We start from the raw sequence: 12,933 nt of genomic DNA, 5'->3' as shown, positions 1-12,933 counted from the left end.
CATTTCGTTGCGGTTATTTGCAGGCAGCAACGTCGCTCTTGGCGCCCTGGCAGGCTTCTTCCTTGGAAATCCAGCCGGCGTCGATGACGACGTTCAGATTGTCCTTGGTGATCGCCAGCGGCGCGAGAAAGACGGACTTCATGGCGACGCCCTTCGGCCCGCCGTTGAAGGTCTGCACGCCTTCGACTTCGTCCATGGTTTTGCCGCCGGCAAGCGCCACGGCGATTTCGGCTGCCTTCTTTCCGAGCTCACGGGAGTCCTTCCAGACCGAAACCGTCTGCGTGCCGAGCGCCACGCGGTTCAGCGCAGCCTTGTCGGCATCCTGGCCGGAAACCGGAACCGAGCCCGCAAGGCCCTGGGCGTCGAGTGCCGCGATCGCGCCGCCGGCCGTGCCGTCGTTGGAGGCCACGACCGCATCGACCTTATTGTCGTTGGCGGTCAGGAACTGCTCCATGTTCTTCTGGGCGTTCTCCGGCTTCCAGCCATCGGTATAGGCTTCGCCGACATTCTTGATCTTACCCGCGTCGATCGCCTCCTTCAGGACTTCCAGCTGCCCGGAGAAGAGGAAATCGGCGTTCGGATCGGCGGAGGAGCCCTTGATGAAAACGAAGTTGCCTTCCGGCTTCTGCTTGAATACCTCGCGCGCCTGAAGGCGGCCGACTTCCTTGTTGTCGAACGTGATGTAAAAGGCGTCGGGATTTTCGATGAGGCGATCATAGCCGACGACCGGAATCCCCTCGGCGGCTGCCTTCTCGATCGCCGGGCCGATTGCGTCGGAGTCCTGCGCAAGCACGATGAGCGCGTTGGCGCCCTGGGCGATCAGCGACTCGATGTCGGTGAGCTGCTTGGCGGCGGAAGACTGCGCGTCGGCCGAGATATACTTATCGCCCGAAGCTTCGAGCGCGGCCTTGATGGCGGCCTCGTCGGTCTTCCAGCGCTCTTCCTGGAAATTGGACCAGGAAACGCCGATGACCAGATCCTTGGCGATCGCCGCGGAATGCATGGACGCTATGATGGCAGCCCCCGCCATCAGCTTCAAAATGGATTTCATCCTATCCTCCCAAATGGCCCGGCCGCGCGCACGAACCTCCCGCACGCATCCCCGACGAGCCTCCAGATGCTGCCGCTATCGCGTCGCCGCGTTTTTTCTCGACAGTCGAGAAAATAAATGTCAGAGTTTCCGCAAGCTGTCAACAAGGCCGCCGAAGCGTGTGAATCATTCCCGCAGCGCGTTGAAATCGCTACGGAAAACATGAATGCGCCTTGTCTTCTCGGCCGTCAGATGCTTTGGGAGGGGCATGTCTTCGAGGGACCCGCTAACGCTAATGCATGTTTCACTTGATCGCACCGGTTCAGGGATTGAACATGCGGCACCTTGAAGAGCTGCAGCGCCCTTTGAGCGCCTCGTCGGGCGCGCGGCGCTGCAAGGCGAACCGATGCTGACCAAATCCAGCACCGAGCTTGTGCGTCAGCAGAACAGCGCCCTCGTTCTCGCGGCGCTCCGCCGTAAAGGCTCGCTCTCCCATACGGAGATTGCGGCTCAGACGGGTCTTGCCTCGGCGACGATCTCCGTCATCACCGCTGAGCTGGAGCGCTCCGGGATCATCGCAAAGACCGAGCAGCACGTTCAGGGCGGCCGCGGCCGCCCGCGGGTTCTTTTCGAGCCGAGACGCGGCTGCGGCTACGTGATCGTCGTGCGCATTTCCTCCGACGTCGTGCAATACTCGCTTGCGGACTATGGCGGCATCCTGCTCGACCGTTTCGAGGATGCGCGCAGCCATGATCTTCGCGGCACTGCCGCTTTCGGGGAGGTTCTGGCAGCAGCGCTCGAACGCCTGCTCGTCCGCTCGAATATCTCGAAGGACGAGGTGCTTGCCATTTCGATCAGCAGCAAGGGGCTCGTGGCCGGCGGTGGCGCGCGGCTCATCTGGTCGCCGGTTTTCGGCAGGGAGCAACTCGACTTCGTGGAACTGCTCCGGCCCGCCTGGCGCGCGAGGATCATGCTGAGCAACGAGTCGCTGCTGGTGGCGCACGCCCTCGCGGTAAGGGAAGAGGAAAGAGAGAGAGGTTTCCATGCGCTTGCCGCCGTCTCGCTCGGTCACAGCATCGGGCTTGGGCTCGCCAGAAGAGGCAAGCCCGGCGAGCTCGATGTCTCGGCGCCGGATTTCGGTCATATGCTGCATCAGGCGTCCGCGGGGCTTTGCCGCTGCGGCAGCTATGGCTGCATCGAGGCGGCAGCGGGCTTCTACGGGATCCTGCGCACGGCCTTCGAGGTGCCCTCCGACACGATACCGGCGAAGTTCGTGCCGCTTTCGGAGGTGGACAAGATCGCCGCGAGCGCGCGCCAGGGGAATCGGATGGGCGGCTATGCCTTCCGCCAGGCCGGCTTGGCGCTCGGAAACGGCATTTCGCGGATGCTCAGTCTCTACGAGCCGATGCCGATCTTCGTGACGGGGCCGGGCACGCGCTATTTCGATCTTCTGGAGAAGGGATTGGAGGAGGGCCTCGCGCATTCGCTGCAGGTCCGCCTGCAGGGCATGCCGCAGATAAGGGTGGTCCCGGACGAGCAGCGGCTTGTTTTCGACGGTCATCTCGATCGGGCCCTCGGTGCGATCGACGGCGACATTGCAGCAGCGGGACATCCGTGAGGCGGCCGGTCTGCCGGGTCGCTGTCGCAGAGTTCCGGCTGACGCGAGTGCTGCGCAGTTTTCAATTTACGGTTATTTAGAGTCTCGTTGCCAAGCTGTCTTCGGCGTGGGGGACGGCGATGTTTTCAGCGATTGCATGCATACGCGATGATCATGACTGGCGCCTGATCGTGGTGGCGGCGGTCGTCTGCCTTGCCGGCAGCGTCGCGACGATGCTGCTTCTCGAGCGCGCCCGGCGCAGCGCAGGCAGTCAGCGGCACCTCTGGATTGCGGTCTGCGCCTTTGCCTGCGGCGTCGGCGTATGGTCGACGCATTTCATCGCGATGCTCGCCTATGACGGGGGAATCCCCATCGCCTACGGTGTCGGCGGCACGAGCTTTTCCATCGCGGTCGCGATCGCGGCGTCCTGGGTTGCCTTTTCGGTCGGTCTGGCTGGAACCTCGCGCCATGCTCCGGCCGTTGGCGGTTTGCTGCTCGGGCTCGGAATTGCCGCCATGCACGTGAGCGGCATGCGCGCCATCGAGGTCCAGGGACGGGTCGCATTCGATCCGGAAACGAGTTTCGCCGCCGTTCTTCTCGGCACCTTGATCGCCGCGCTCGCCCTGCATTCGTTCCAGGTGCTGCGCGGCGTGCGCGGCCTCGCCGCATCCATCCTGCTCCTGGTGGCCGCGATATGCGTCCTGCACTTCACGTCGATGAGCGGCGTCGTCCTGATCCCCGACCCGAGCGTCGCGGCAACGCACGTCTTCGATCCGTTCTGGCTGGCGGGCGGCGTCATCGCCGCATCGACCACGCTCATTCTCATGGCCTTCGGCGCTCTCTTCGTCGACAGGCACCTGACGGACCTCAAGGGGCTCGCCAATGCCTCGCTGGAGGGCATGGTGATCCTTCGCGGCGGCGAAGTCATCGAAGTGAACGAACGCTTCGCCACTCTCAGTGGTCGAAAGCCCGCCGAGCTCGTCGGCAGGCAACGGCGGGAGCTGTTCGCCGAGGCGCCCGAAAGACGGAGCTCGAACGATCTCGGGGCCGGAGAGGGGGCAAGCGAGGGAGAGCTCCTTCACGCGGACGGCGGGTACGTGCCCGTCGAAAGGCTCTGCCGAACGATCGAATACAAGGGCCGGCAATGCGACGTGATCTTCGTGCGGGATCTGACGGCGCGCAAGGATGCCGAACGGACGATCGAACACCTCGCTCACCACGATGCGCTGACGGATCTTTCCAATCGAAGCTCCTTCGACCGCCGCCTGAGGCAGGCCTTGGCCGCCGCCGTTCACCACGATGACGCGCTGGCGGTTCTGTGTCTCGACCTCGATCGCTTCAAGGCCGTGAACGACATTTTCGGCCATGGGGAAGGCGACCGTATTCTCAGGAAGGTGGCCGATATCCTCCGGGCGGCGACAGGAGAGGCCGACACGATCGCGCGGCTGGGCGGCGACGAGTTCGCCATCGTCCAGACCGGGGCGGCGCAGCCGGAAGCCGCACGACTACTGGCGGACCGTATCCTCAAGCTCTTTTCGGAAGAGATGGATACGCGGCGCGATCCGATGGCGGTCGGCGTCAGCATCGGCGTAGCGATCTGTCCGGGCGACGGCACCACCGCCGAGCGGCTCTACGGCAATGCCGATACGGCACTCTATCGGGCGAAGCAGACCGGCAAGGGCATCGCGTGTTTCTTCGACGCCGAGATGGACGCAGCCGTGCGCACGCGCCGGCAGATCGAAAACGATCTGAGGCACGCGGTCGTCAGGGGGCAGCTCTTCCTCGAATATCAGCCGCTGGTCGACGTGCGGGACGACAGGATCGTCGGCTACGAGGCGCTGTTGCGCTGGCGCCATCCAGATCGCGGTCTTGTCGGGCCAAATTTGTTCATTCCGATCGCCGAGGAGAGCGGCTCGATCATTCAGATCGGTGAATGGGTGCTGGAAGAGGCCTGCAGTGAGGCGGTGCGTTGGTACGAGCCGCTGCCGGTCTCGGTCAACGTCTCACCGGTACAATTCCTCCTCCCGAACCTTTTCGACCGGATCGAATCCATCCTGATGCGGACCGGGCTGGAACCGAGGCGGCTCGAACTGGAGATCACCGAAGCCGCGCTGATGCATAACCGCGACGACGTCCTCGCAACTCTTGTCCGGCTGCGTCTCCTTGGCGTCCGGATCGTGATGGACGACTTCGGCACCGGCCACTCCTCGCTCAGCAATCTCCAGACGTTTCCATTCGACAAGCTCAAGATCGACTGCAGCTTCACCGCCTCGCTCGACAAGGATCCGGCAGCCCATGCCATAATTCGCGCGATCATCGCTCTCGGCCACAGTCTCAACCTTCCCGTCGTCACCGAAGGCGTCGAGACCGAGCGGCAGAGACAGATCATCGTCGACGAGGGTTGCCGGCAGATCCAGGGGTTTCTGACCGGCCGGCCCGGGCTGGCGCCGAGCGTGGACGCGGCCTCATCATCCTCCACGATGCCGCATCGGATAGGGGCTTAACTCGTCATGAGACAAAAAGGCCGGGCAGCGCCCGGCCTTTCTCCACGATAAGGCAGCAGGCCGTCAGGCGATGCTGATCTGGCGCTTTTCCGCAACCGAGCGGACCGCCGCATCGGCGAGCGCCAGCGCGGCAAGGCCGTCGTTGCCCGACGGCGCGATCTCGGCGCCTTTTTCTATTGCGGCTATGAAGCTTTCGATCTCGTTGGCGTAGGCTTCCGTATAGCGCGTCATGAAGAAATCGTGCAGCGGCGGGCGCGTGTAGCCATCGCCGGTCGCGATCTCGATCGAAACGGGGCGCTGGTTTTCAGCGGCGACGGCGCCCTTGGAGCCGTGAACCTCGATACGCTGGTCGTAACCATAGGTGGCACGGCGCGAGTTCGAGATGATCGCCTGCTTGCCGGATGCCGTCTGCAGGATGACCGAGACGCTGTCATAGTCGCCGGCGTCGCCGATCGCCTTGTCGATGAGCACGGCCGCAGTCGCGGTGACCGAAACGGGCTCCTCGCCGAGGAGGAAACGCGCCATGTCGAAATCATGGATCGTCATGTCCCGGAAGATCCCGCCCGAACGCTTGATGTAGTCGACTGGCGGCGCACCGGGATCGCGCGAGGTGATCGTCACCATCTCGACCTCGCCGATGCGCCCGTCGTCGATCGCCTTGCGCACGGCCATGAAATGCGGGTCGAAGCGGCGGTTGAAGCCAACCATCAGCTTGGCCTTGGTGTCGGACACGACCTTCAGGCAGGCCCTGACGCGCTCGGCGTCGAGATCGATCGGCTTCTCGCAGAAGATTGCCTTGCCGGCACGGGCGAAGCGCTCGATCAGATCGGCATGAGTATCCGTCGGCGTGCAGATCACCACGGCGTCGATGTCGGCGGCAGCTTCGATCGCATCGATCGTCCGGACTTCGCATCCATAGGCGCCGGCGATCGCTTCCGCGGCGGCCGGAAAGGCATCCGCCACCGCGACAAGGCGGGCATCGGCATTGCCGCTGACGGCTTTCGCATGAACCTTGCCGATACGCCCGGCGCCCAGAAGACCAAATCTCACTGTCATCACTGTCGTCCTTGAATTCCGGTTTGCGACCGGGTTGGCACACGATGATTGACGCTCATCGCGCGAAGGCGTCGCGGGGCATCCGCGGAGGAACTGGAATGAAACGGCCAATTGGTGAATACACGGAATATTTATTCCAATCGCCTTGGCGCCGTCAAGTGTCAACCGCCTGGAGCTGGGTAGCAACTACCCATGCGTCCGGAAACCGACCCAACCTTTTTATGATTGTGATCTAGCAACTCAGAGGCGATCAGGGCTTCTTGTCATCGAGGAACGGCAGGACTTCCAGCCGTTCGGCGAACCTTCGCGAGGCCATGTTTCCCTCCCGTTTAAGACGCGAGGCTGCATCAATGACATCCAACAGGGAAGGGGACTTCATCTCCTTTGTCGACCAGAGACACAAAGGGCCGTACAGCTCGAACGCCTGGTGATAGAGCGACACAACAGACTCAGGCGCGGCCCCACGAAGGGCCCCACCACGTCTCGCAAATCTCTTGTCGCAGAAGAAGACATTTCAGCACCCGACTACATACAAAAAAATATGCGCTCGGCGCACTTTCCAAAAGTGGCCGAACGCATCGAACCGACAAGATGTACCTGCTACCTATTTGCAGAAATATGCAGTAGATGAACTTGCCACAAGTCTCCCCAGAGGAACCAGAATGATCAAATTCATCGATCCGGATCATCCCTTCTATCGTCCCTTATGGATCCGGCTGCTGATCATCCTGTTCTGCGCTGTATGGACGGCGGTGGAGTTCTACGGGGGGCAGGTGATGTGGGGGACGATCTTTCTGGTCGTGACCGCCTATGCGGGCGCGTCCCTCCTCGTCTTTTACCGGCCGAAGGAGGAGAGCCAGAGCAAAGGCGAAACCACCGGCGACACGACCGACGGCACGAACTGACGCTTATCCAGTCACCGTCGGCTTTTCGATTCGCCTCAAAGCCTCGTCGATGAGCATGTTGGCGAGCTTCATGCGCAAGGTCGCATTGACCCGCGCTTCCACTGGCAGCCTGTCGGGATGATTCGCGGCGGCGAAACGCCTTCGCTTGGCCGCGAGCGTCAGCGCGGTTTCCGCTTCTCCGAGCGCGAGCTCGGAAGCGACTTCCGCAAGGCTGGTGCGCGTGAGATAGTCGGGCATGGAGAAAGGTTCGGATCGCTCATCCGCCGCCAGTGCGCGATAGGCCTGTTCCACGGCGCTGCGGGATGCCCAAGCGTGGGCCGAGCTTTCGGCAATGAAGCCCGGCGCCGCGCCGATGACGGTGCCCCGCCATCCGCCCCTTGCCTCGTTCGTCAGCTCTTCGGCCTGCTCGGCCTTGAGGCGCTCGAGCACCGAGTGGAATACCGACATGCCGAACATCAAGTCTCTCCGGGCAGGCACTTGGTTGGCAGGATCTTGCGATATCAAGATTATGCGGACCTGATCACGCCCTGCTCTGCTTCAGGATCAGATCGTAAAGCAGCTTTGCGCTCGGGGGGAGAGCCCGGCCTTCCGCCGTGATCAGCCCATAGGGTTTGATGCGGATCGGAAATTCGGTCGGCAAAATCCGGATCTCGCCGGCTTCCGTGCCGTTGCCCGCCACCAGCCTGGCGACGTCGAGCGCAACCGGAGCGATCGCATTGGTGTTCCGCACGATTGACAGCGTCAGGATGGTCGATGAAGTATTGATGACCGTTGCCGGAAGCCGGACGCCGGCGGAAGCGAAACTGTCTTCGACCGCGCGTCGAAGCAGTGTACCGGGCGGCTGGAACACCCAGTCGTAGGCCGGGAGGTCGTGGGCGCTGGCTGACGCCTTGTCCAACAGCGGGTGGCCCTCCCGGACGATGAGGCAGACCTCCTCGAAACCGATTTCGACCAGGTTGAACAGCCGCGGATTGAGGTCGTCGGGGATCCGCCCGACGATGAAATCGTGCCGCGCCGCCAGAAGCTCCCGCGTCAGCACGTTGCTGTTGTCGATCTGCACGTTGATCTCGATGCCGGGATAGGCCGTCGACACCTGGCGGATCGCCGGCACTGCGAGATTGAGTCCCGGGCCGGTGACCGATCCGAGCGAGACCGATCCGCCGCTGCCGGTCTTCAGCTCGTTGATCTCGCGCGCAGCCTCGCGCAACTCGAGGAAGATGGTGCGGGCCCGGCGCGCCAGGGCCTCGCCGTAGCGGGTCAGTTCGACGCCGCGCGCCACCCGCTCGCAGATCGGCGCCTTCACGATCGCTTCGATCTCCGCGAGCATGCGCGATGCCGCCGGCTGCGAAATCCCGAGCGAATCGGCCGCGGCGCTGATGCGCCGATGGTCGTCGATCGCCAGGATGAGCCGCAAGTGGTTGATCTTCAATCCGGAGCGGAAAAGCCCCGTTTCCAGCATTTCTCCTGTGAGCCCGGCTGCATTCTGCCTGCCATCGAGCATCGCATTCGGTTCCGTTTTCAAGAGTTTCAAAAATCACACTCTTTTAGAGTGGTATATCAATTTTGATATGCATGCAAAGCGATATTGTATTTGACAGTTATGGCAATTGATTCCAGTTTCCCAGCATATGCGCCAGCGCATGCGGGAGTATGATAAGACGGGGAGGGCTTCCTTTATCTTGAACCACCGCCGGGGGGTCACGCTCCGCGACGGTGGTCGCTGCGCATAGACGGAGGCCCCGCGCCTGCCGGTTCAACACTCAGGGAGAGATCTGATGAAATTCTTTACTTCGCTTCTCGCGGCTGCGGCGATCACGGTCGCCGGCTTCGCTGCGCCGGCAGTCGCCCAGGAAAAGGGCATGGTCGGCATCTCCATGCCCACCAAGACGTCGACGCGCTGGATTTCCGACGGCGAGACCATGGAGAAGCTGTTCAAGGAGGCCGGCTATACGCCGGACCTGCAGTTCGCCGACGATGACATTCCGAACCAGTTGGCGCAGATCGAGAACATGGTGACCAAGGGCGCGAAGGTCCTCGTCATCGGCGCCATCGACGGCACGACGCTCTCCGACATCCTGCAGAAGGCTGCCGATGCCGGCGTCAAGGTCATCGCCTACGACCGCCTGATCCGCGATTCCGGCAATGTCGACTACTACGCCACCTTCGACAACTTCCAGGTCGGCGTGCTGCAGGCGACATCGCTCGTCGAGGGTCTGAAGCTCGACAGTGCCACCGAGCCGAAGAACGTCGAACTTTTCGGCGGCTCGCCGGACGACAACAACGCCTTCTTTTTCTACGACGGCGCGATGTCCGTCCTGCAACCTCTGATCGACAGCGGCAAAATCGTCGTCAAGTCCGGCCAGATGGGCATGGACCAGGTCGGCACGCTGCGCTGGGATGGCGCCGTGGCTCAGGCCCGCATGGAAAACCTTCTGTCGTCCGCCTATACCGATGCGAAGGTCGATGGTGTTCTGTCGCCCTATGACGGTCTGTCGATCGGCATCATCTCGGCTCTGAAGGGCGTCGGTTACGGCTCCGGCGACATGCCGATGCCGATCGTCACCGGTCAGGACGCCGAACTGCCGTCGGTCAAGTCGATCCTCGCCGGCGAACAGTATTCCACGGTCTTCAAGGACACCCGTGAACTGGCCAAGGTCACCGTCAACATGGTCAACGCGATCATGGATGGCAAGGAGCCGGAGGTCAACGACACGAAGACCTATGAAAACGGCGTCAAGGTCGTTCCGTCCTACCTCCTGAAGCCCGTTTCCGTCGACAAGTCCAACGCCAAGGACGTTCTCGTCGGTTCCGGCTACTACACGGAAGATCAGCTCAACAACTGATGCGGCGAACCGGGAGGGTGCGCGACACGCTCGCGCACCCTCTTAATCCAGGCGGCATGCGTCTCGTGGCAATGTCGCTGTAGCACTTTGGCCCGCCGCGTGGTTTTATTTCGTATCGGAGCCGGTCGAAACAACCGCGCAGCACGGGAGAGCGCCTGCAGTCTCTCCGACTGCAGCTGGAATGGCTGAGTATGGACAACATCATTCTTGAAATGCGGGGCATTACGAAGACGTTTCCGGGCGTCAAGGCCCTGGACAATGTCTCGTTCAAGGTCCGCGAAGGCGAGATCCACGCGCTTGTCGGGGAAAACGGCGCCGGCAAGTCGACCTTGATGAAGGTGCTGAGCGGAGTCTATCCGGCCGGCACCTATGAGGGCGAGATCCATTACGACGGCGAGCTTCGCCAGTTCAGCACGATCTCGGACAGCGAAGAGCTCGGCATCATCATCATCCATCAGGAACTGGCGCTCGTTCCGCTGCTTTCGATCGCCGAGAACATCTTTCTCGGCAACGAGGTGGCCGAAAAGGGCGTGATCCACTGGCCGCAGACCTTTGCCCGCACCCAGGAGCTCCTGAAGAAAGTGGGCCTGAACGAGTCCCCCGCGACGCTGATCACCGACATCGGCGTCGGCAAGCAGCAGCTGGTGGAGATTGCCAAGGCGCTTTCGAAGAAAGTCCGCCTGCTGATCCTCGACGAGCCGACCGCATCCCTCAACGAAAACGACTCCGACGCGCTTTTGAAGCTGCTCATGGAGTTCCGCAGCCAGGGCATGACGTCGATCATCATCTCTCACAAGCTCAACGAGATTAAGAAGGTTGCCGACCAGATCACCATCCTGCGCGATGGCGGAACGGTAGAGACGCTCGACTGTCACAAGGAAGACATCAGCGAGGACCGGATCATCAACGGCATGGTCGGCCGGGCCATGGAAGACCGCTATCCGCCGCGTGAACCGAAGATCGGTGACACGCTGCTCGAGGTGAAGAACTGGAACGTCTACCATCAGCATCACCGCGACCGGCAGTTCCTGCATGACGTCAGCTTCAAGGTTCGCGCCGGCGAGGTCGTCGGCATCGCCGGGCTGATGGGCGCCGGCCGCACCGAGACGGCGATGAGCGTTTTCGGCAAGTCCTGGGGCCACAAGATCACCGGCGAGGTGACGATGCATGGCCGGCCGGTGGACGTGAGCACGATTCCCAAGGCCATCAAGGCAGGTCTTGCCTATGTAACGGAGGACCGCAAGCAGCTCGGCCTCGTGCTGATCAACAACATCATGCACAACACCACGCTCGCCAATCTGCATGCGGTCGCATCGAACGGCGTCATCGACGAGCGCAAGGAACGGAAGGTCGCCGCCGAATATCGCTCGAAGCTCCGCATCCGTTCCCATTCGATCTATCAGGAGACGGTCAACCTCTCTGGCGGGAACCAGCAGAAGGTCGTCCTGTCCAAGTGGCTGTTCACCAATCCCGAAGTCCTCATACTCGATGAGCCGACGCGCGGTATCGACATCGGCGCGAAGTATGAGATCTACACCATCATCAACCAGCTCGCGGCCGAGGGCAAAGGCATCCTGATGATCTCGTCGGAGATGCCGGAGCTGCTCGGGACCTGCGATCGCATCTATGTCATGAACGAGGGGCGCATGGTGGCCGAGCTTTCCAAGGAGGAAGCAAGCCAGGAATCGATCATGCGCGCCATCATGCGTTCAGGGGAGAAACACTAATGGTCGCCGATACGAGCACCGAAACCACCAAACCGTCGATCGGTGACTACCTCAGGAACAACATTCGCGAATACGGCCTGCTGGTCGCGCTCGTCATCATCATGCTGTTCTTCCAGTTCGTCACCAACGGCGTCCTCTTCAGGCCCGTCAACATCACGAACCTGGTGCTGCAGAACTCGTTCATCGTCATCATGGCACTGGGCATGCTGCTGATCATCGTTGCCGGGCACATCGATCTGTCGGTCGGCTCCATCGTGGCCTTCATCGGCGCGATTTCGGCGATCATGCTCGTCAAATGGGGCTTGCCTGCCTTTGTGGTCATTCCCGCCTGCCTGATCGTGGGCGGTATCATGGGCGCGGCGCAGGGCTACTGGGTCGCCTATCAGAAGATCCCTTCCTTCATCGTCACGCTCGCCGGCATGCTGGTGTTCCGGGGAATGACCTATGTGGTCCTCGGCGGCCGTCCGATCGGACCGTTTCCGAAGGACTTCCAGATACTGTCGACCGGATTCGTTCCCGACTTTCTTTACTTCCTCAGCCCGAGCCCGGAGACGATCAAGAACATGGTCGCCCTGGTCGCCGTGCTGTTGCTCGTCGGCTATGCGATCTTTGCCGGGGTTCGCAATCGCCGGATCAACGAGCAGCACGGCACGGAGAACGAGCCGTTCGTCTTCTTCGCGATCCAGATGGCGGTCATCAGCCTGGTGGCACTGTTCCTCGGCTTCCAGCTTTCGACCTATCGGGGCCTGCCCAACGTCCTAGTCGTCATGGGCGTGCTGATCGCCGTCTACACCTTCGTCACCACGCGTTCGACGATCGGCCGCCGGATATACGCGATGGGCGGCAACGAGAAGGCGACCAAGCTCTCCGGCATCAATACCGAACGGCTGACCTTCTACGCCTTCGTGAACATGGGCGCGCTCGCGGCGCTTGCCGGCATGATCATCACGGCCCGTCTGAACTCGGCGACCCCGAAAGCCGGCGTCGGCTTCGAGCTCGACGTGATCGCGGCCTGCTTCATCGGCGGTGCGTCCGCCTCGGGTGGCGTCGGCAAGATTACCGGCGCGGTGATCGGCGCTTTCATCATGGGCGTCATGAACAACGGCATGTCCATCATGGGCATCGGCATCGACTACCAGCAATTGATCAAGGGCCTCGTGCTGCTCGCAGCCGTGTTCTTCGACGTCTACAACAAGAACAAGGGCAAGGGCTGACCGGCTTCCGCTCGGCCCCCGATGATCGCAACAGAAAAACGCGGCATGTTTGCCGTA

10 protein-coding genes are annotated in these 12,933 nt (G+C 62.0%); 6 read left to right on the top strand and 4 right to left on the bottom strand.

The window, feature by feature from the left end; translation table 11 throughout:
- Positions 1-13: 13 nt before the first annotated feature.
- The gene (gene xylF / locus M1D43_RS23005; protein WP_003535546.1) at positions 14-1,051 is read right to left on the bottom strand and encodes a D-xylose ABC transporter substrate-binding protein; all 1,038 of its coding nucleotides are present in this window, start codon (positions 1,049-1,051) and stop codon (positions 14-16) included.
- Positions 1,052-1,436: 385 nt separating this feature from the next.
- Here xylF and M1D43_RS23000 point away from each other — a divergent pair, with 385 nt between their 5' ends.
- Together M1D43_RS23000 and M1D43_RS22995 are read left to right on the top strand one after the other, a co-directional pair.
- On the top strand, positions 1,437-2,648 hold the full coding sequence (locus M1D43_RS23000; protein ID WP_015242894.1) for an ROK family transcriptional regulator: 1,212 nt from the start codon (positions 1,437-1,439) through the stop codon (positions 2,646-2,648).
- A gap of 119 nt (positions 2,649-2,767) precedes the next feature.
- Positions 2,768-5,131 carry a bifunctional diguanylate cyclase/phosphodiesterase gene (locus M1D43_RS22995; protein ID WP_122103555.1) on the top strand — a complete coding sequence of 788 codons (2,364 nt, stop codon included), beginning with the start codon at positions 2,768-2,770 and terminating at the stop codon, positions 5,129-5,131.
- A 63-nt stretch (positions 5,132-5,194) separates the two neighbouring features.
- Here M1D43_RS22995 and iolG read toward each other — a convergent pair whose 3' ends face one another.
- Positions 5,195-6,187: an inositol 2-dehydrogenase gene (iolG, locus tag M1D43_RS22990; RefSeq protein ID WP_003535539.1), complete on the bottom strand. Its 993-nt coding sequence runs from the start codon at positions 6,185-6,187 to the stop codon at positions 5,195-5,197.
- A 662-nt stretch (positions 6,188-6,849) separates the two neighbouring features.
- Between iolG and M1D43_RS22985 the strand changes: the two genes are divergently transcribed.
- Positions 6,850-7,092: a hypothetical protein gene (locus M1D43_RS22985; RefSeq protein WP_013850487.1), complete on the top strand. Its 243-nt coding sequence runs from the start codon at positions 6,850-6,852 to the stop codon at positions 7,090-7,092.
- A gap of 3 nt (positions 7,093-7,095) precedes the next feature.
- Here M1D43_RS22985 and M1D43_RS22980 read toward each other — a convergent pair whose 3' ends face one another.
- Complete coding sequence (locus M1D43_RS22980) at positions 7,096-7,548, bottom strand: hypothetical protein (protein ID WP_122103554.1); 453 nt, start codon at positions 7,546-7,548, stop codon at positions 7,096-7,098.
- A 64-nt stretch (positions 7,549-7,612) separates the two neighbouring features.
- Positions 7,613-8,593, bottom strand: coding sequence for a LysR family transcriptional regulator (locus M1D43_RS22975; RefSeq protein WP_122103553.1), 981 nt, complete (start codon positions 8,591-8,593; stop codon positions 7,613-7,615).
- Positions 8,594-8,867: 274 nt separating this feature from the next.
- Here M1D43_RS22975 and chvE point away from each other — a divergent pair, with 274 nt between their 5' ends.
- The 3 genes from chvE (at position 8,868) to mmsB (ending at position 12,876) form a co-directional block, all read left to right on the top strand.
- A complete protein-coding gene (chvE, locus tag M1D43_RS22970; protein WP_003535531.1) occupies positions 8,868-9,935 on the top strand; it encodes a multiple monosaccharide ABC transporter substrate-binding protein in 1,068 nt (355 codons plus the stop codon).
- Between the two features lie 191 nt (positions 9,936-10,126).
- Positions 10,127-11,662 (top strand): multiple monosaccharide ABC transporter ATP-binding protein, encoded by a 1,536-nt coding sequence (gene mmsA / locus M1D43_RS22965; protein WP_003535529.1) that lies wholly within the window; start codon positions 10,127-10,129, stop codon positions 11,660-11,662.
- Positions 11,662-12,876, top strand: a complete 1,215-nt coding sequence (gene mmsB, locus M1D43_RS22960; RefSeq protein WP_003535527.1) for a multiple monosaccharide ABC transporter permease — start codon at positions 11,662-11,664, stop codon at positions 12,874-12,876. The genes mmsA and mmsB overlap by 1 nt, the downstream gene beginning before the upstream one ends.
- Positions 12,877-12,933: the final 57 nt, after the last annotated feature.

The sequence above is a fragment of the Ensifer sp. R1-3 genome, from assembly GCF_056739175.1.
Note: the sequence above shows the minus strand (reverse complement) of the source record. Positions and strands in the feature narration are given on the sequence as shown.